20 protein-coding genes are annotated in these 19,051 nt (G+C 64.0%); 6 read left to right on the top strand and 14 right to left on the bottom strand.

Annotated elements, in window-relative coordinates; genetic code table 11:
- The first annotated feature begins 186 nt into the window (after positions 1–186).
- From FJ946_RS04645 to FJ946_RS04630, 4 genes are read left to right on the top strand one after another with little or no spacing between them, the layout of a single operon-like run.
- The gene (locus tag FJ946_RS04645) at positions 187–1,215 is read left to right on the top strand and encodes a 2-aminoethylphosphonate ABC transporter substrate-binding protein (RefSeq protein WP_140564380.1); all 1,029 of its coding nucleotides are present in this window, start codon (positions 187–189) and stop codon (positions 1,213–1,215) included.
- 59 nt (positions 1,216–1,274) lie between these two features.
- On the top strand, positions 1,275–2,387 hold the full coding sequence (locus FJ946_RS04640; protein ID WP_246670978.1) for an ATP-binding cassette domain-containing protein: 1,113 nt from the start codon (positions 1,275–1,277) through the stop codon (positions 2,385–2,387).
- Positions 2,380–3,237: a 2-aminoethylphosphonate ABC transporter permease subunit gene (locus tag FJ946_RS04635; RefSeq protein WP_140564379.1), complete on the top strand. Its 858-nt coding sequence runs from the start codon at positions 2,380–2,382 to the stop codon at positions 3,235–3,237. Before FJ946_RS04640 ends, FJ946_RS04635 begins: the two co-directional genes overlap by 8 nt.
- A 2-nt stretch (positions 3,238–3,239) precedes the next feature.
- Complete coding sequence (locus tag FJ946_RS04630) at positions 3,240–4,037, top strand: ABC transporter permease subunit (protein WP_140497599.1); 798 nt, start codon at positions 3,240–3,242, stop codon at positions 4,035–4,037.
- 7 nt (positions 4,038–4,044) lie between these two features.
- Here the strand turns inward: FJ946_RS04630 and FJ946_RS04625 are convergent, their stop codons facing one another.
- The 8 genes from FJ946_RS04625 to FJ946_RS04590 form a co-directional block, all read right to left on the bottom strand.
- Complete coding sequence (locus tag FJ946_RS04625) at positions 4,045–4,491, bottom strand: MaoC/PaaZ C-terminal domain-containing protein (RefSeq protein WP_140564378.1); 447 nt, start codon at positions 4,489–4,491, stop codon at positions 4,045–4,047.
- Between the two features lie 8 nt (positions 4,492–4,499).
- Positions 4,500–5,576, bottom strand: coding sequence for a Gfo/Idh/MocA family oxidoreductase (locus FJ946_RS04620; protein ID WP_140564377.1), 1,077 nt, complete (start codon positions 5,574–5,576; stop codon positions 4,500–4,502).
- Positions 5,569–5,898 carry an L-rhamnose mutarotase gene (locus tag FJ946_RS04615; RefSeq protein ID WP_140497605.1) on the bottom strand — a complete coding sequence of 110 codons (330 nt, stop codon included), beginning with the start codon at positions 5,896–5,898 and terminating at the stop codon, positions 5,569–5,571. Before FJ946_RS04615 ends, FJ946_RS04620 begins: the two co-directional genes overlap by 8 nt.
- 10 nt (positions 5,899–5,908) lie before the next feature.
- The gene (locus FJ946_RS04610) at positions 5,909–7,021 is read right to left on the bottom strand and encodes a mandelate racemase/muconate lactonizing enzyme family protein (RefSeq protein ID WP_140732198.1); all 1,113 of its coding nucleotides are present in this window, start codon (positions 7,019–7,021) and stop codon (positions 5,909–5,911) included.
- A gap of 4 nt (positions 7,022–7,025) precedes the next feature.
- A complete protein-coding gene (gene ugpC / locus FJ946_RS04605; RefSeq protein WP_140562477.1) occupies positions 7,026–8,123 on the bottom strand; it encodes a sn-glycerol-3-phosphate ABC transporter ATP-binding protein UgpC in 1,098 nt (365 codons plus the stop codon).
- A gap of 4 nt (positions 8,124–8,127) precedes the next feature.
- Positions 8,128–8,994 carry a carbohydrate ABC transporter permease gene (locus FJ946_RS04600; protein WP_140564375.1) on the bottom strand — a complete coding sequence of 289 codons (867 nt, stop codon included), beginning with the start codon at positions 8,992–8,994 and terminating at the stop codon, positions 8,128–8,130.
- Positions 8,994–9,890: a sugar ABC transporter permease gene (locus FJ946_RS04595; protein WP_140564374.1), complete on the bottom strand. Its 897-nt coding sequence runs from the start codon at positions 9,888–9,890 to the stop codon at positions 8,994–8,996. Before FJ946_RS04595 ends, FJ946_RS04600 begins: the two co-directional genes overlap by 1 nt.
- 145 nt (positions 9,891–10,035) lie before the next feature.
- Entirely contained in the window at positions 10,036–11,355 is a 1,320-nt protein-coding gene (locus tag FJ946_RS04590; RefSeq protein ID WP_140564373.1) for a sugar ABC transporter substrate-binding protein, read from the bottom strand.
- A 168-nt stretch (positions 11,356–11,523) separates the two neighbouring features.
- Here FJ946_RS04590 and FJ946_RS04585 point away from each other — a divergent pair, with 168 nt between their 5' ends.
- On the top strand, positions 11,524–12,309 hold the full coding sequence (locus FJ946_RS04585) for an IclR family transcriptional regulator (protein WP_140514524.1): 786 nt from the start codon (positions 11,524–11,526) through the stop codon (positions 12,307–12,309).
- A 62-nt stretch (positions 12,310–12,371) separates the two neighbouring features.
- The gene (locus FJ946_RS04580) at positions 12,372–13,208 is read left to right on the top strand and encodes an amidohydrolase (RefSeq protein WP_140564372.1); all 837 of its coding nucleotides are present in this window, start codon (positions 12,372–12,374) and stop codon (positions 13,206–13,208) included.
- 20 nt (positions 13,209–13,228) lie between these two features.
- Here the strand turns inward: FJ946_RS04580 and FJ946_RS04575 are convergent, their stop codons facing one another.
- The 6 genes from FJ946_RS04575 to FJ946_RS04550 form a co-directional block, all read right to left on the bottom strand.
- On the bottom strand, positions 13,229–14,197 hold the full coding sequence (locus tag FJ946_RS04575) for an ABC transporter permease (protein ID WP_140514528.1): 969 nt from the start codon (positions 14,195–14,197) through the stop codon (positions 13,229–13,231).
- A 1-nt stretch (position 14,198) separates the two neighbouring features.
- Positions 14,199–15,149 (bottom strand): ABC transporter permease, encoded by a 951-nt coding sequence (locus FJ946_RS04570; RefSeq protein ID WP_140497623.1) that lies wholly within the window; start codon positions 15,147–15,149, stop codon positions 14,199–14,201.
- Positions 15,146–15,886: an ATP-binding cassette domain-containing protein gene (locus FJ946_RS04565; protein WP_140497625.1), complete on the bottom strand. Its 741-nt coding sequence runs from the start codon at positions 15,884–15,886 to the stop codon at positions 15,146–15,148. Before FJ946_RS04565 ends, FJ946_RS04570 begins: the two co-directional genes overlap by 4 nt.
- Entirely contained in the window at positions 15,879–16,616 is a 738-nt protein-coding gene (locus FJ946_RS04560; RefSeq protein WP_140497628.1) for an ATP-binding cassette domain-containing protein, read from the bottom strand. The genes FJ946_RS04565 and FJ946_RS04560 overlap by 8 nt, the downstream gene beginning before the upstream one ends.
- 72 nt (positions 16,617–16,688) lie before the next feature.
- Positions 16,689–17,876, bottom strand: coding sequence for an ABC transporter substrate-binding protein (locus FJ946_RS04555; protein ID WP_140564371.1), 1,188 nt, complete (start codon positions 17,874–17,876; stop codon positions 16,689–16,691).
- Between the two features lie 22 nt (positions 17,877–17,898).
- Positions 17,899–19,044 carry an extracellular solute-binding protein gene (locus tag FJ946_RS04550; RefSeq protein ID WP_140564462.1) on the bottom strand — a complete coding sequence of 382 codons (1,146 nt, stop codon included), beginning with the start codon at positions 19,042–19,044 and terminating at the stop codon, positions 17,899–17,901.
- Between the last annotated feature and the right edge of the window lie 7 nt (positions 19,045–19,051).

Genomic DNA, 19,051 nt, shown 5'->3' with positions numbered 1-19,051 from the left:
CGGTTCCATGACAACTATCAGATGAAGTTTGCCTGTCATAAAATAAATAGATTTTACTTATCGATCTCCAATCCCCAGAGTTGCCCTTAACGACGACGCTGCCGGCACCCATCGAAGCAGAAGCAGCCGGCGCGGTCGCCACAGTGCATCGCAGAATGTGCCATCAATCAAAAAGGGGAACTGGACATGAAATCACGCAACGCAACCATGGTCGCGGCTTTCGCCGCGTTGCTGGCGTCGGCTGCCCTCATCGGACCGGCGATGGCAGATGGCGTCGTCACCATCTACTCCGCCGATGGCCTGCATGACGGCAACGGCAGCTGGTTCGAAACCGAGTTCGCCGCCTTCACCAAGGCCACCGGCATAAAAGTGCAGTATATCGAGGCTGGTTCGGGCGGTGTCGTTGAGCGTGTCGCCAAGGAGAAGTCGAACCCGCAAGCGGACGTGCTGGTGACATTGCCGCCCTTCGTGCAGCGCGCCGCCGCCGGCGGCCTGCTGCAGGATTACAAGCCCGAAGGGGCGGACCAGATCGACGGCGGCACCGACAAATACCGGCCGCTGGTCAACAACTACATGAATTTCATCTACAACAGCGCCGTGCTTTCGGAAGCGCCGAAGAGCTACGACGATCTGCTGGATCCGAAATTCAAGGGCAAGATCCAATACTCGACGCCCGGCCAGGCCGGCGACGGCACCGCTGTCATGCTGCAGATCATCCATGCTTTCGGCGGCGAGGATGCAGGTTTCGAGTTCATGAAGAAATTGCAGGACAACAATGTCGGCCCCTCCGCTTCGACCGGCAAGCTGACGGCGCTGGTCAACAAGGGCGAGCTGCATGTCGCCAACGGCGATTTGCAGATGAACATGTCGCAAATGGCCGACAATCCCAACATCAAGGTGTTCTGGCCGGCGGGGCCTGACGGCGTGCGCTCCACCTTTGCGCTGCCCTATGAGATCGGCCTGGTAACCGGCGCGCCCAATGCCGACAACGGCAAGAAGCTGATCGACTTCCTGCTCTCAAAGGAAGCTCAGTCGAAGGTCAGTTCCGTGGCTCTTGGCCTGCCGGCCCGCAAGGATGTGACGCCGAACGACGCCAATTTCGCGAAGGCGCAAGAGGCGATGAAGGGCCTGACCATCTGGTCGCCGAACTGGGATGACGCTCTGGCCAAGCTGCCCGACTACGTCAAGCGGTGGAACGAAGCGACCGGAAGTTGATCCCTGCCAATCCGGAGGACCATGCCATGTCGGCCGCCGCTTTTACTGGGACCAGTGTCATGGACATCGACGCCGCGAAGGTTCGCGGCGCCGGCTCCAATGTCCATTTCGACAAGGTCGTTGTCGCCTATGGCGCGCATGTCGTTCTGCATCCGCTGACCCTGGATATTGCTCCCGGCGAGATCCTGGCGATGATCGGCCCGTCCGGCTCCGGCAAGACCACCGCCTTGCGGGCGGTGGCCGGCTTCGTGCGGCCGAGAAGCGGACGAATCCGCATTGGCGCGACGGATGTGACCGATCTGCCGCCTTATGAGCGTGGGCTCGGCATGGTGGTCCAGAACTACGCGCTGTTTCCGCATATGCGGGTCGAGGACAACGTCGCCTTCGGCCTCAGGGCTCAGGGCGCCGACAAGGCGCTGATCGCCGAGCGGGTCAAGGATGCGCTCGGCACCGTCGGCATGGCTGCCTATGCAGCACGTTATCCGCGCGAGCTTTCCGGCGGCCAGCAGCAGCGTGTCGCGATTGCGCGCGCTCTTGCCGTGCGGCCCCGCGTGCTGCTGCTTGACGAGCCGCTTTCGGCGCTGGACGCACAGATCCGCCGCAATATGGTCGAGGAGATCGCCAGGCTGCACCGCAGCCTGCCGGGCCTGACGATCCTCTATGTCACTCACGACCAGACAGAGGCGCTCACCCTCGCCGACAAGATCGCCATCATGCGCGACGGCTCGGTCTGTTCGCATGGACCGACGACCGAGCTCTATCGCCGCCCGCCCAACCGCTTCACCGCCGAGTTCCTCGGCCGCGCCAATCTCCTGCCGGTCACCATTGCCGAGGCTGCCGGCTCCAAGGGTTTTGCCGCGGCAAGGCATGGCGACGCGGTGCTGATGGGCACCGGCCGTGACGAGAAGGCCGGCGACAAGAGCCTGCTTTGTATCAGGCCCCAGCACCTCAGCCTGACGGCCGATGGCGACCATACCAATCGCATTGTCGGCACGCTCCTGGAGGTGCACTGGCAAGGCGAACTCACCCATCTCGTGCTCGATGTCGACGGCACGACGGTGCGCGTCTCGGCGACGAGACTGCCGATGGCCCTGCCGGAACCCGGCGCCAAGGTGCCGCTGTTCTTCGCGCCCACCGACACCTCGCTCGTTCCGGAAGACGCCGGTGTCTGAGGCTGTCGCTATCGCCTCGCCAGCGGTCAGGAGAGAGCCTGGCAGATTCTGGATCGTGCCGCCGGCCGCACTCCTGGCCCTGCTGTTCTTCTATCCGCTGGCGCTCATCGCCCGGCAGGCCTTCCTGGACGACAGCGGCGTTGCCAATGTCGCCGAAGTGATCCGCGTCCTGCATTCGCGCTTCTTCCTCAACGCGCTGATCAACACGGTGACGATTTCGGTTATCGCGACTGCCGGGTGCCTGATCGTCGGTCTCGTGCTGGCACTGATCCTGGCCTTCGTTCCGTTCCCCGGCAGCGGCTTCATCGCCAGGCTGATCGACACCTTCATCGCATTGCCGACCTTCCTGGTGACGCTCGCCTTCACCTTCCTCTACGGCTCCGCAGGCATGCTCAACGCAGGGCTGATGGAGACCTTTTCACTGCCGTCGCCGCCCGTCGATTTTCTCTATTCGAGCTGGGGCGTGGTGCTGGCCGAGGTCACTGTCTACACGCCGTTCATCCTACGGCCGCTGCTTGCCGCCTTCTCGCTGGTGGACCGCAGCCAGATCGAAGCGGCAAGCGTGCTCGGCGCGCGGTCGTTCCGCATCGTGCGCCAAATCATCCTGCCGGCCGCCATCCCGGCGCTCATTGCCGGCGGGAGCCTCTGCCTGCTGCTCACCGTCAACGAGTTCGGCATCGTGCTGTTCATCGGCGCCAAAGGGGTCATCACGCTGCCGCTGCTGATCTATGGCAAGGCGATCCAGGAATCGGCCTATCAGGTCGCCTGCATCATCGCCCTGATCAACACCGCGCTGTCGCTCGGCCTGTTCGGGCTTTATCGTTTCGCAGCCGGCCGGCTGGGGGTCTAGCCATGCTGGTCTGGTCCCGCTCCGGTCGCCTCGTTCTGTGGCTTCTCTTCGCGCTGATCTTCGGTGTGCTGTTCCTGGCGCCGCTTGCGGTCATCCTCTTGTCCAGCCTTGCCGGCCAGTGGAACGGGGTGCTGCCGAGCAGCCTGACGACGGAACACTACAGCGACGTCCTGCATGGCGCGGCCGGCGATGCGGTCAAGGCGAGCCTTCTCACCGGTTTTGCAGCCAGCGCGCTGGCGCTGGTCAGCGGCACCTGGGCGGCGCTGTCGCTGCGGGTCCAGGGGCATGCGCTGCGGCGCCTGCTCGGCCTGTTGTTCTTCGTCCCCAGCGCCGTGCCTTCGGTCTCCGTCGGCCTTGGCCTGCTGGTCGCCTTCAGCCATCCGCCGCTGCTGCTCAACGGTACGATCGCGATCGTCATGATCGCGCATTTCGTGCTGATCTCAGCCTTCACCTTCGGCAATGTGTCGGCCGGACTGGCGCGGCTCTCGCCCGATTTCGAGCAGGTGGCATCGAGCCTCGGCGCGCGGCCGGCCTACCGCCTCTGGCACGTCACCTTGCCTCTGCTCGCACCCTATCTGGTCGCGGCGTTCGGGCTCAGCTTCGCACTGTCGATGGGTGAACTCGGCGCCACCGTGATGGTCTATCCGCCGGGTTGGGTGACGCTGCCGGTGTCGATCTTCAGCCTCACCGACCGAGGCGACATCTTTGCGGGAGCAGCGCTCACCATGATCCTGGTGGTGGCGACCCTGGCGCTGCTGCTCGGTCTGGAGCGCATCACCGCGCGCGCCACCGGATCGTAGCGCTGCCTCAGCCGGGTTTGCGTTCGACGATGTAGATGTGATCCGCGGCCAACACCACTTCGTCGCGCTGGTTGATCACCTCGCAGCGTTCGATGACCCGGCCCGCGGCCGGCCGCTTCGGATCGTCCTCCTTGGCCGCGATGGTGGTGCGCGTGCGGATCGTGTCGCCGATGAACACCGGCTTGATAAAACGCAGCCGATCATAGCCATAGGAGAAGGCAACGGGATTGACGACGCTTGCCGTCAGTCCGATGCCGACCGAGAACACCAGCGTGCCGTGCGCGATGCGCTGGCCGAACGGCGTCGTCTTCATGAACTCGGCGTCCATGTGGTGCGGGAAGAAATCGCCGGTGTGGCCGGAATGGACGACGAAATCGGTCTCGGTAATGGTGCGGCCGCTGGTCAGCCGCGAGGAGCCGATCTCGTAGTCTTCGAAATAAATGATCTGTTCCATGTCCTGCCTTACGGCTTTTCGGCCAGCGGCGTCGCCGGCGCCGCGCTCGATTTATAGGCGGCTTCCACCAGCGCCATCGTGTTCCAGGCGTCCTCGACCGAGCTGACCAGCTCGTCGTCTTCTCCGCAAGCAAAACGCTGGACATTGGCCATACGCCCGACAAAGGCATCGGGGAACCATTCGCCTGCGAGTGGCACGGCAATCCAATCCGTCCCGCCTTTCGGGTATATTTCCAGGACGTCCGGTTCGCCGCGGGGATAGTCGAGATTGAGGCCGAGTTTGAGATAGGCCGCGCCCTCGGTGCCGCAAATGCGGAATTCGCAGGCCTGGTGCCGGCGCCCGAACTTGTGGTCATGGTTGATCGACAGCGCGCAGCGCACGGTGTCGCCATAGTCGAGGATGGCGCTGGTGCGCGTCTGAGCCACCGTATGGTTGGGGTGGCCGAGCGTCTTGGCGTGCACCCCTCTTGGGTCGCCCAGCAATTGCCTGACGAGGTCGAGATAGTGGATCGAATGCATGGCGATCTCGACACGCGGCGCCTTGAGCAGGAATTCCCACAGTTCCCAAGGTGTGGCCAGCGCCAGCCAGGCGTCGAAGTCGACGACCTCGCCGAGCCATCCCTTGGCGATGGCATCCTTGAGCGCCAGCATCATCGGCGCGAAACGCAATTGGAAATTCACCGCAGCCTTGAGCTTCCTGGCGCGGCAGATCTCGAGGATTTCGGTTGCCTCGCCGAGATAGTTGCCCATCGGCTTCTGGATCAGTGCGACCGCCCCCTCGGGAAGCGCCTTCAGGATCTCGGCATGCCGACCGGGCGGTGTCGCGAGATCAAAGATCGCATCGTTGATTCCGGCGGCTTCTTCCACGGAGCGGAATGCGGTGACACCCCATTTCTCGGCCAACGTCCGCGCCTTGGCCTGGTCCGGATCATAGAGGCCGGCAACCGGAAACTCGGCCTTCCGGTAGGCGGGAAAATGGGCATCGCCGACAATCGAACCTGCGCCGAAGGTGACGATCGGCCGGGGCTTTGTAGGCTTAGGCCAGGACTGGATGAGTGAGGCAGGGTCGAAACCGCCTTCAGTCATGATGGAAGACCTCGTCCATCGAAGCCCACCATTCGCCCTCCTTGCGGGTCGCCAGCGGCTCCTGGCAAGGCATGCAGAGGGCCCACCATTCCTGTGTTTTCGGGTCTGCCGCCATCTTGGCCATGTCGGCGGCATAGTCGGTGCCGTGGTATTCGAAGTAGGCAAACAGCAGGTTCTCCGGCCGCTTCAGGTAGATCGAATAGTTCTCGATGTTGCAAGCCGAGATCATGGTCAGCACGTCGGGCCAGACGGCGGCATGGAGGCGCACATACTCCTCGACCTTTTCCGGCTTCAGTCCCAGAACCATTCCCATCCGCTGCATGTTCGTTCCCCTATTTCGTGATCGCCGTGGTGAATTCGGCGATGCTCATGGCCTTGACCGCGTCCCAGTCCCAATCGATGCCGATGCCGGGCTCGTCGGGTGCCAGCGCGTGCCCATCCTCGATGCGCATGCGCTTGCCGGTCAACTGGTCAAGCTGCGGAATGTACTCGACATACCGGCCGTTCTGAACAGCGCAGGTGAGGCTGACATGCAATTCCATCAGGAAATGCGGGCAGACCGGGATGTCGAAGGCCTCCGCCGCATGCGCCACCTTTAGCCAGGGCGTGATGCCGCCAATGCGGCCGACATCGACTTGCACGATCGAACAGGCGCCTTTCTGCATGTATTCGCGGAAATGCCTGATGGAATAGAGCGACTCGCCGATGGCAATCGGCGTCTGCGTCGAATTCGACAGTCGCACATGCCCATCGATGTCGTCGGCCGGCAGCGGCTCCTCGATCCAGGCGAGGTCGAGTTCACGCAGCCTCGCTGCGCGGCGGATCGCTTCGTCGACGGAGAATCCCTGATTGGCGTCGGTCATGATCTCGTAGCCGTCGCCCACCGCCTTGCGCACCGCCGCCAGCCGCGCCAGATCTTCCGATCCGTGCGGTTTGCCGATCTTCACCTTCGAGCCGCGAAATCCCTTGGCCTTCGCGGCCAGCGCGTCATCGACCAGCGCCTGCGTCTCGATGTGCAGCCAGCCGCCCTCCGTCGTGTAGAGCGGGCAGCGGTCCTTGGCGCCGCCCGACAGCTTCCACAGAGGCAGCCCCTGCTTCTTCGCCCGCAGGTCCCAAAGCGCGGTGTCGATCGCCGCGATCGCGATGGCCGTGATGGCGCCGATCGTGGTGGCGTGCGTGGCGAATTCGAGATCGTGCCAGATCGCCTCGATCATGTCGGGGTCGCGGCCGATCAGGCGCGGCGCCAGATGGTCGGACAAGAGCCGCATCACAGACGAGCCGCCGGTGCCGATCGTGTAGCTGTAGCCAGTGCCGACGGCGCCGTCGGAATCGGTGATCGTGACGAGAGGCGTTTCCTGGCTGACGAAACTCTGGATCGCGTCCGTGCGCTTGACCTTCGGCACAAGGTCCACCATCCGCAGTTCTATCTTTTCGATCGTGGCCATGTCGTCAGCTCCGCAATGACTTTCCCGTGTCGGCGGCAAACAGGTGCGCCTGCGACAGGTCGAGGCTCATGGCCATCCGCTCGCCCGATCTCAAAGCTCTTGGGTTCAGCATGCGCGAAACCCAGTCTGCGCCATTGAATTCGACGAACACCAGCGTCTCGTTGCCGAGTGGTTCGGTGACCGTGATCGGCAATTCGATCTGGTGGACGTCTGCGGCACCACCGGAACTGATACCATGGCCGGTCGGGTAGATGTCGTCGGGCCGCAACCCGAACACCACCTTGTTACCCCTGGCGACATTGGCTTTGAATTGGCTAGGCAATGGCAGCTTTTCGCCGCTGGCGAAAACCAGCTGGCCGTCATCGATCGTCGCCTCGTGCAGGTTCATCGGCGGCGAGCCGATGAAGCCCGCGACGAACCGCGTCGCCGGCCGTCGGAACACCTCGTCTGGGGTGCCGACCTGTTCGATATGGCCGTCGCGCATGATGACGATGCGGTCGGCAAGCGTCATCGCCTCGACCTGGTCATGGGTGACATAGATCACAGTCGACCGCACCTTGGCGTGCAGCTTCTTGATTTCGGTCCGCATCTGCGTGCGCAGTTTGGCGTCGAGATTTGAAAGCGGCTCGTCGAACAGGAACACGTCGGGATCGCGTACGATGGCGCGGCCCATGGCGACGCGCTGGCGCTGGCCGCCGGAAAGTTGCGACGGGCGACGGTCGAGCAGCGTGTCGAGGCCGAGGATGGCCGAGGCTTCGGCGACGCGGCGCTCCATATCCTCCTTGGCGGCCCCGGCAATCTTCAGGGAGAAGCCGAGGTTCTCGCGCACCGTCATGTGGGGATAAAGCGCGTAGGACTGGAACACCATCGAGATGTTGCGCGAACGCGGCGGCAAATCGTTGACGACGCGGCCGCCGATCTCGATCGAGCCGGCGCTGATCTCTTCCAGCCCTGCGATCATCCTGAGCGTCGTCGACTTGCCGCAGCCGGAGGGGCCGACCAGCGCGATGAATTCGCGGTCCGCGATGTCGAGGTCGATGCCGTGCACGATCCCGACATTGCCGTAGCGCTTGGTCAGCTTTTGGAGGGAAACCGTTGCCATGGGATCAGCCTTTCACCGCGCCGGAGGTCAAGCCGCCGACAAGGTGTTTCTGGACGATGTAGGTGAGGGTGAGCGCCGGGATGATCATCACCACGGCGAGCGCGCACATGCCGCGCCAGTCGATGGTGAATTCGGCCGTGTAGTCGAGCAGGCCGACCGGCAGCGTCTTGGCGCTGACCGAGCGGGTAAGCTGCGAGGCCAGCGCGAACTCGTTCCAGCAGGTCAGGAAAGCAAAGATCGCGGCGGAGGCGATGCCCGGCCCGGCAAGCGGGAACTCGACCTGCCAGAAGGCCTGCCAGCGGGTGCAGCCGTCGATCTGGGCGGCTTCCGCGAGGTCCTTCGGCACCTGGCGGAAGAAGCCGTCGATCAGCCAGATGGTGAACGGCACGTTGAGCGCGACATAGGCCAGGATCAGTCCGAAATGCGTGTCGATGATGCCGAGCCTGACATAAAGGAAGAACAGCGGCAGCGACAGCGCGATGCCCGGCACCGTGCGCGTCAGCATCAGCCCGAGAAAGACGCCCGACTTGCCGCGAAAACGGTAGCGCGCGAAGGCATAGCCGCCGGCCATGCCGATGGCCACTGCGATCACCGTCGAGGTCACCGAGATGATCAGCGAGTTGCGGAAATATTCGATGACCGGGATGCCGCCCTTGCCGATGCCTGAGAACATCGCGACATAGGCGTCGAACGAGATCTGCTGCGGGATCCACACCGGCGGCTTGGCCATGATCTCCACCGTCGGCCGCAGCGACGAAAGCACGATCCACAGGCCGGGCAAGCAGATGGTCAGCATCGCCAGGAACAGGCCGATGCGATAGGCGATGCCCAGCAGCCGGCGCTTGAGGCGGGCGGAAGAATTCTCGTCCATCACCACTCCGCACCGATCTGCGTGCGCGCCGCGGCGAGCTTGTTGAAGAAGTAGACGGTGAAGGCGATCGACAACAGGATCGAGAAATAGGCCATGGCGTTGGCCATGCCCATGCGCCCGTCGCTGTAGGCGGTGCGCGCCACCAGCGTCCACAAAAGCTCGGTGCGGCCCGCCGGCCCGCCATCGGTCATGATCTTGACGATGTCGTAGGCGCGCGCCACGTCGAGTGAACGGATGGTCATGGCGATGTAGGCGAAAGGCATGACGAACGGCCAGGTCACATAGCGGAACGTCTGCCACGGCGTGCAGCCGTCGACCCGCGCCGCCTCGATCGGCTCCTTGGGCATGGCGAGCAGGCCGGCAAGGATCAGGATGGCGAAGATCGCCGTCGACGACCAGATCTCGGCGATCGAGATGGCGATGAAGGCGAGATGGCCTTCGATCAGCCACGGAATGGCATCCCTGGTGATGCCGAGCGATTGCAGGGCGTTGTTCACCAGGCCGATATTGTCGTTGAACATGAACTTGAACTGGAAGCCGACGAGGATCGGCGAGAACATCATCGGAAACATCATCAGCGTGCGAAGGACGCGCTGGCCGCGCGTCGCCTTTTCGACCAGCATGGCGAGGCCGAGGCCCAGCAGCATTTCGAGATTGAGCGCGATGGTCAGCAACAGAACCGTGCGGCCGAACGCCCACCAGAAATCGGCGTTCGCCAGGATCGAGAGATAATTGCGGAAGCCGACAAGGACGAAGAACGTTTCGGGCTTGGTCAGGCGGAAAGGCGTGAAGCTGGAATAGAGCGACAAAAGCAACGGCACCACGACGACCGCCGCCAGCACGATGATCGCCGGAAGCAGCAGCAGGAATGGCGCGGATGGCTTGAAGCCCTTCATTGGGACCCTGTGAGTTGCATTCGATTGCCGCCTGTCGAGTCGGGCGGGGCAGGCATCGTCATCGTGGAACACCCGAGGCAGTGCGCGCCTTAAGACGCGAGCGCCTCCCCCATGACTGATGGGGGAGGCGGCCTTGGGAGCGGTTCTACAGCTTGCCGGCGTCTTCGAGGATTTGCGTCGCCTTGGCGGCGGCTTCGTCCAGCGCCTGCTTGGACGTCTTGTCGCCGAGGATCGCCGCCTGCAATTCGGGATAGACGGCGTTCGAGATCTCGATCCATTCAGGCGTCTGCGGCACGGCGAAGGCGTGCTTGGCTTCTTCCTGGAAGGCGGAGAGGACCTCCTTCTTGTAAGGATCGTTTTCGGCCTGCTTCAGGTCCCAGTCCCAGACCGCGGTGCGGGTCGGCAGCGGGCCCGCGGCGGCCTCCAGCTTCTGGCTGTCCTCATTGGTGAGCCACCACACCAGCGATGCCGCGGCCTCCTTGTTCGGGCAGGTCTCGGTCACCGAGAAGCCATGGAAACCGGACCAGCCGGTGCGCTTGCCGGACGAGCCTTTCGGCGCGACCTTGACGCCGACATTGCCGGCGACCTTCGACGACTTCGGATCGTTGAAGAAGCCGGCCCAGCCCGGCCAGTCCAAGTTGATGGCGACGGTGCCGGAGGCAAAACCCTGGCCGAGATCGTCCCAGAGATAATTGGTGGTTCCGGCCGGCACGGCCTTGGCCTTATAGAGGTTGACGAACCAGTCGAGCGCACGCACGCCGGCTTCGGAGTTGAAGACCGGCTTGCCGTCCTTGTCGAGATACTCGCCGCCCTCGGCCACCGCCATCTCGTAGAAGCGGCCGTTGATCGCCTCTTCCTTGCCGGCGAACTGCGTGCCGTAGAAATTGGGCGGGTTGGCGAAGAACTCGGCCTGGTCGGTGACCTCTTTCCAGGTGTCCGGCGGCACCAGATCATAGCCGTATTTCGCCTTGAACTTGGCCTTGTTGTCGGCGTTCTCGTAGAGGCTCTTCTGGTAATAGAGGGCGGAGACGTCGAACTGCGCGCGCGGCAGCATCTCCAGCTTGCCATCGATGGTCGCCGCCTTGATCGTCGATGGCACGAAGGCATCGATCTCTTCCTTGGGCAGCAATTTGCTGAGGTCGGTATAAAGGCCGGTATACTGCGGCGCGAAGGAGGAATGATTCCAGCCGACGCACCAGTTGGTGCTGCCCGAGGCGATGTCGGACTTCAACTCCTTGTCGATGTCGAAGCCGTTCTTCTTGGTCAGGATGTTGACCTTGGCGCCGGTCGCCTTCTCCCATTCGGGGATGCGCTCGTAGAGCTTTTCGTATTGCTGGCCGCCGATCAGCTTCACGTCGACGGTAACGCCTTCGAACTTGCCGGGCAGGTCGCCGGCAAGGGCTGCGCCTGCGCCTGACGCAAGCAACAATGCGCCGGCGCACACGCCGGAAAGCAGTCTGTTCATTGGTATCCTCCCTGGGTGCGCCTTGGCGGCGACCGCAACTCGTCTGATGACAAGAAGTGCTACATTCATATACAAACAAAACATTCATGGATACGTCAAGGCGAAATTTGTTTCCGCCGGCAGCATTCCTGCGTATATGAAGAATCGATTTCACTGGAGGGAAAGCCCATGGATGATAGCGAAGACGAGCGGTATCGCGCGCCTGCGCTCGACAAGGGGCTCGACATCCTGGAACTGCTGGCCGGCGTCGACGGCGGCCTGACGCAGGCGGAAATCGCCAAGAAGCTCGACCGCAGCCCCAACGAGTTCTACCGCATGCTGGACCGGCTGGTGCGGCGCGGCTATGTCACGCGGCTCGACGGTGACCGCTATTCACTGACGCTCAAGCTGTTCGGCCTGGCGCAACTGCACGCGCCGGTGCGGCGGCTGGTTTCCTATGCGACGCCGTTGATGCGGGAGCTGGCGGAGACGTCGCAGCAGGCCAACCAACTCGTTGTTTTTGATCGCGGTTCCGCCGTGGTCATCGGCCAGCAGGAGGCGCCGAACTACTGGGGCATCTCGATCCGGGTCGGCGCCCACATCAGCCTGTTCGACACCGGTTCGGGACATGTGCTGCTCGCTTTCCGTTCGCAGGAGGAGCGCCAGATGATGATCTCCGAACATGTCCGCAGCACCGACAATACGGCGCAGCCGCCCGAGTTCTTTGCCCGTCTCGACCAGATCAGGGAACGGGGATATGAGATGATGGCCTCGATGCAGACTGCCGGCGTCTACAATCTGTCGGCACCGGTGCGCGGCTCCGACGGCAAGGCGATCGCGGCGCTTTCGATTCCTTACATCACCGTCGTCAACGCACCGTCCGCGCCGGACATGACCCGCACCATCGAACTGCTGCTGGCCACATGTGAAAAGCTGTCGCGTCTGGCCGGGTCGGCCGTCGGTTCATCGGTGTAATTCTTATTTGAATGAAGAATTCCTCCGTGAGATGATGTGAAAGATACGGGAGGAGCCCTGCCATGATCATCGACACCCACCTGCACCTCATCGACCGCTCGGCCTTGCGCTACCCGTGGCTTGCCGGCGTGCCCGCTCTCAACCGCGACTTCTCCTATGAGGAGTACGGCGTGGAAGCTCAACGTGTCGGCGTCGAGCGTGTGCTGCATATGGAGGTCGATGTCGACCCTGCCGATATCGAGGCCGAGACCGAACGTGTCGAAGGCCTGTCGAGACAGGCCGGCAGCATGCTGGCCGGGGCGATCGCCGCCTGCCGTCCGGAAGAGGCCAATTTTGCGGCCTATCTCGAGCGCCAGCGAGCAAAGCCGTTCGTCAAGGGTTTTCGCCGCGTCCTCCACGTCATGCCCGATGAACTCTCGGAAGGCGCGCTATTCCGGGACAGCATCCGGCGGCTCGGCGGCACCGGGCTCACCTTCGATCTCGTCGTGCTACCGCATCAGATTCCCAAGGCGATCGCGCTCGCCGATCTGGCGCCCGACGTCCAGTTCGTGCTCGACCATTGCGGCGTCCCCGACATCAAGGGCAATGGCGAGCATCCGTGGCGCGAACTCATGAGCGAAATCGCGCGGCGTCCCAACGTCGTGGCCAAGATTTCCGGCGTCGTCGCCTATGCGGATCCCGGCAGTTGGACGGTCGAGACGCTGCGGCCCTATGTCGAACACACGATCGGTTCGTTCGGATGGGATCGTGTTGTCTGGGGCAGCGATTGGCCGGTCTGCACGCTGGGTGGCGGTCTCTCGACCTGGGTGGCGGCGACCCATGCGCTGCTTGCCGGTTGCAGTGTTGCGGAACGCGACAGGCTGCTCTCGGTGAACGCCCGCAAGCTCTGGCGGCTTTAACCGGCTCTGCTTGGGGCTCTTCAGATCGTCGCCGAAACGTGCCGTTCGCGGCCGTAGAGCGACACCAACAGCACGATGATGAAGCCGAGTGCTGCCTGCACCGCCGAGGGCTGGAAGCCCAGCCCGATGAGCAGCGTGTTGATCTCGGTCAGCACCAGCACGCCGGCAATGGTCCCGAGATAGCTGCCGCGCCCGCCGACCAGCGCCGCGCCGCCGACGACCACGGCCGCGATGGTCTGGAACAGGTAGGGCTGCCCGACATCGCCATAGGCCGAGCCGGTGAAGCCGAGCAGCAGAACGCCCGCCACCGCGGCGAAGAAGGCGCTTGCCGCATAGGTGATCACCCACATGCGGACGGGACCGATCAGCGCCAGAGGCGCGGCACCCGGATTGCTGCCGAGTGCGTAGAGCCGGCGCCCATAGGGCGTCCGCTCCAGCACCAGGACGACGAGCGCCGCCAGCACGACAAGACAGGGCACCAGCCATGGAACCGGCAGTGGCCCGGCCGATCCGCCGATCGACACGAAGCTCGAAACCGCTTGCGGCGCGGAGCCTGAAGGGAAGCCCGCGGTCCATAAAAGCACCAGCCCTTGCACGACCATGCCGATGCCGAGCGTGACGATAAGCGGCTGGATGTCGAGGCTGCGCGCGATGAGCCCGTTCAGGCCACCGATAAGGATCGCCAGCACGCCGACGAGGCCGCAGACCAGGACAAAATTCCAGCCATCGCCGTAGAGTTGCGCGGCCACGACATTGGCAAAGCCGATGACGAACGGGATCGACAGGTCGATGCCGCCCATGATGACGACCAGCGTCTGCCCGATCGAGGCGACGGCGAGCAGCGAGGCAAGCACCAGCATGGCGCGCACCGCAAACGGGCTGGAGTAGCCCGGAATGAGGATGATGCCGGCAAGATGCAGAAGGGCGGCAACACAGAAGGCGCCGACGACACGGGCATTGGTTGTCGCGAATAGATTTCGGCCAGCCATGTCAGCGCCTCCCGATGGCAAAGCGTTCCTGCAGCGCGGTCAGCATCACCGCCAGCACCAGTATGGCGCCGTAGGCGATCTGCAGCACGAAGGTCGAGACGTTGAACGTCGTCAGCACGCTTTGCAGCAGGAAGATGTCGACAGCGCCGATCGCGGCACCCGCGACGCCACCACGGCCGCCGGCAAGACTGACACCGCCGAGCGCCACGGCGGCGATGGCGATCAGCGTGTAGGTCGGGCCGATGTTGGGATCGGCCGACCCGATCAGCGCAGTCAGCATCAGTCCGGCGCAGCCGCCCAGGATGCCGGTCATGACATAGGCGATGAAGCGCACGAGCGTGACGTCGACGCCGGCCGTATAGGCGGCGCGATCGTCGCTGCCGACCGCCATCAGCTGGTCGTAATAAGGGCTGCGCCGCACCAGCCACCAAAAAAGGAACATCAAGGCCAGCGGCAGAAGCGAGAGTGGGCCCGCCAGGGCTTTCAGCCAGGCCGGCGCCGGGCCGATCGGCGCCGGCAGGATGGTCAGCGTCACCCCCGTCAGGATCAGATAGGTGCCGAGCGTGGCCACGATCGGCTGGATGCGCACGATGGTCGCCAGGAAACCGTTCGCCGCCCCGACCAGCGCACCGATGAGCAGCGCCGCCGGAACAAGCGCCAGCGGCGAGGATATTCCGGCGCGCAGGAAAAGCACCTGGATCACGATGGCGTTGACGAAGCCCATCAGCGGCCCGACCGAAATATCGATGCCGCCGCGCCCGGCGAGGATCACCGGCGTCGAGGCGATGGCCGCACCGATCAGCGGCGCCGCCAGACCAACCAGCGCACCCCAGGAGCCCGGCTGGAACCGTGCCGGGCTCAGCATCAGATTGATCGCCAGCAGGGCGATCAGCAGTACGACGGCGAAGCCGACGCTTCGGCCGAGGGACAGGATGCGTGCGAAGGGTCTCATGCCGCGCGTCCGAACATGGCTGCGATCACGTTCCCGGTGGTCATCGCCTGGCCGGCGATTTCCGCCACGACTTCATTTTCGCGGAACACCAGCACGCGATGGCAGAGAAGAAGGATCTCCTCGATCTCGCTGGACAGGATGACGAGCCCCATGCCGTCGGAAGCCAGCCCGCGAAAGACGTCGTAGAGAACATGCCGGGTCGCTACGTCGACGCCGCGCGTCGGGTCGTTGAGAAGCAACATTGCGGGGTCCAGCGCCAGGGCCCGCGCCAACAGCACCTTCTGCTGGTTGCCGCCGGACAGGGTGGTGATCGGCGCGTCGGGCCGAGGCGCCGATATCGACAGCCTTTCGCGATAGGCCTCGTAGCGCGCCTTGCGCGCCGCCGGGCTGATCAGGCCGAGGCGGGTATCGCGAGACAGCGTCGAGACGGCGAAATTGTCGAGCACCGATTGCGTCGGGAAAATGCCTTTGGCACGCCCGCGCGGAAGATAGGCGATGCCGCTCGATACGGCCTTGCGGAAGCCGGTGATGGCGCGGGATGCGCCGGGCAGATCGAGGGTTATCGAACCGCCAAGCGGCGCGACTAGGCCGGCGAGCATCTCGAGGAAAAGCTCCTGGCCGTGGCCATCCAGGCCGGCGAGCCCAACGATCTCGCCGGCGGCGACCGCCTGCATGATCGGGCTGGCGTCCGGTGCGATGACGAGGTCGCGGATAGTGAGGGCGGCGCGATCAGCCATGCGCCAGCTCCGCGGCGGTGCGTGGCGCCATCGCCTTGAGAAGCTCCGCCGGCGTCGAAGCGCCGCGCTCCTCGGTGCGCACCACGCTGCCGCCGCGCAGGATCGAGATGCGATCCGAAAGCGACGTCACCTCATCCATGCGGTGGGTGATGAACAGGATCAGGCAGCCTTCGCCGGCAAGCGTGCGCATCAGCGAAAAAACGGACTCGCGGTCGGCGAAGTCGAGTGCTGCGGTCACTTCGTCGAGGATCAGGATCTTTGGATCGCGCACGACCGCACGAGCAAGAACGACGAGTTGCTGTGCTGCGAGCGGCAACTGCCCGGCGGGCATGTCGAGCGGAACGTTGGTGACGGCGAAACGTTTGAGGGCGGCGGCTGCCCTGTCGCGCCGCTCGTTGCGGGGAACCGCGCGCCGGACCAGGCCGTCGAGGCCAAGCAGGATATTGTCGGTCACGCTGCGGTCCGGCGCGATCAGCACTTCCTGGAAGACCGTGGCGAAGCCTTGCGCCTGGAAGGCCGAGGGGGTTCCGCCCGAAAACGGCCTGCCTTGCAGCAGGACCGTGCCGCTGTCGGGCTGAACGATGCCGGACAGCAGCTTGACCATGGTGCTCTTGCCCGAACCATTCTCGCCCAGGATGGTGTGGATGGTTCCTGCCCGGAACGCGATCGAGGCGTCCGCAAGCGCGACCGTCTCGCCATAGCGTTTGGATATGTTTCTGATTTCAAGCATGTCGCGTTTCGAAGCTGGCAAGCCGGCCCTCCGAAAGGAGCCGGCTTGTCGAGGTCTTATCTGGCCCAGGCGTCACTTCGCGCAGGCGTCTGGCACCTTCGAATAGTCCCATCCCTTGGTCGGCGCCGGGTTGGAGAAATAGGCGTCGAGCCATTCTTCCGGCATCGGATCCTTGGGCGGCACCGGGAAGATCGATACGGCATCCGTCGTCATGCAGTCCTTGTACCAGGCGCCGAGATCGGCATTGTGGACCGGCGGAATCGGAATGAGCAGCGTGTTCAGCTTCGGCTTCTGGCCGTCGAGCATGCGTTCGCCGACGCGAAACAGCGTTTCGGCGGTCCAGTGCGGCAGCACGGCATGGCCCTCGAAGCGGTACTTGTCGGGATTGGCCTTCCAGTAGCCCAGGGCATCGCCGGTGATCGAACCGGTGATCAGCGGCGCCGGCCGGCTGGCTTCGGCGAACGCCTCCGCGACGACGCGGCTTTCGCTGCCTGTCGTCCACACCGCATCGATCGGCGCCGGGTTGGTGGCGATCGCCTGCAGCACCACCGTCTTGGTGACATTGGCCGTCCAATTGCCGTTGACCGTGCGCGAGATCTTCAGCTTGGGGTTTTCCGCCAGCGCCTTGTCGGCGCCCTGGCGCTCCTGAACCACGATCGGGTGGCCGGCGATGCCCTCGACCAGCAGGATGCTGGCGCCATCAGGCTTGGCCTTGCCGATCGCCGTCATCATGTCGTAGCCCCAGCGCGCATAGTTGGAATCGACATTGATCGCGTTCGGGCTGGTCACCGAACCGGCGGCGGTGATGAACGGGATGCCTGCCTTGGCGGCCGCATCGATGGCGTCATCGAGCGCTGTTGCCGAGCCCGGGATCGAGGTGATGATCGAGCACTTCTTGTCGATGAAGGCGCGGATCTGGTTGATCTGCTGGCTGGCGTCGTTGTTGGAATCCGACACTTCGAAGCTGGAGACGGTGCCGTCGGCGATCAGCCCGTCGACCAGGCGCTTCAGCTCCTTGGTGACGGTGACCCGCCAGGGGTTGCCCTGGTAGGATTCCGAATGGCACCATTTCCATGGCTTGGACGGCGGGTTGAAATTGTCCCAGGCCGATGGCAGCACCGTCTGCGGCGCGCCGTCATATTGCGCCTTGAGTTCATCGGGCAGCCCGCTGATGACGCCTTGTACGTCTTCGGCAAAAGCTGTCGTTGCGAGTGAGGCGAAGGCGGTTGCGGCCACAAGGCCGCGGATCAGGCTTTTCATTTGTCTCCTCCGTTCAATTTTTTCAGGCTCCTCCACCGGCAGTGCCGGTCGCCTGCGCCGGGGCGCTCTGCCGAAACAGGCGATTGAGATCGGCAATGACCTGGCTGGAACGATGCCCTGAGGTCATGCCGGAATTGACGCGGTCGGACGCGGCCTGCTGGAACGCCATGTAACCATCATGGCGAGGCCGCACCCATGCGCCCTCCAGGGTCGCGCGCGTATCGCGATAGAAATTGCCGGTCGCCGCATTGACGGCCTGATCCTCCCAGGCCGCGGCATGGCCGGGCTGTCCGCCGGCCGCGGCATAGGGGCCACGCTGGACCTCGCCGCTGGCGAGCCAGTAGGCGAAATCGGTTGCCGCCTCTTTCGCCTTCGAGAAGGCCGACACCGCTATGCCTGTGCCGCCAAGCGCCGTGCCAATCGGGCCGCTGGATCCGACAACAGGGATGTCGCCAAATGCCAGGCGATGTGGGCGAAACCCGGCCATCGCGTAGGAAACATAGCCGTAGATCAGCGGTGCGCAGACGATCGGGGATCCGGCCTGCGCCATCCGCTCCGAAACGGCGATCGGATCCATCTCGAAGCAGGCCGGGTCGACCAGCGCGGCAATCTCGCGCATTGTCTCGAAGACTTCGCTGCCGGCGTCGTCGTCGATGAGATCGTTGGACGGGTCGGTCGCGCAAGCATGCCCGAGATTGCCTGCGAGCGTGAAGAACACCATCATCGAATGCGGTGGCCGCAACGGCAGCAGCACGCGTGCCTGCCGGGCGAGATCGAGCACTTCGCTCCATCGCGATGGCGGTGCGCCAAGCGCATCGGGCCGCCATGCCTGGACCTGCGTCGCGGCATCGATGGGAAACGCCCACTGCCGTCCCTGCCATGTGTAACTCGGATAGGACTGGCCGACGCTGCCGGAGGAAAGTGCCGCGCGCTCCGCCTCGCGGCCGGCGACATCGAGCGGCTCCAGGCAGCGTTCGGCGGTGATCTGGCCGACATGCGGATGGTCGATGACGATCAGATCATAGGCGCGCGCCAGTTCCTCGACCGGGAAGGACTCGAAGTCCTGCAGCGAACGCTTGTCCCATTCGACGGCAATGCCGGTTTTCTGCTTCCACAGCGACGAGCAGGCGACCATCGGATCATAGCCGCGCGGATGGTTCCAGGTCATGCCCCTG

Origin of the sequence: Mesorhizobium sp. B2-4-7, from assembly GCF_006442685.1 — a bacterium.
Classification (GTDB): Bacteria; Pseudomonadota; Alphaproteobacteria; order Rhizobiales; family Rhizobiaceae; genus Mesorhizobium.
Note: the sequence above shows the minus strand (reverse complement) of the source record. Positions and strands in the feature narration are given on the sequence as shown.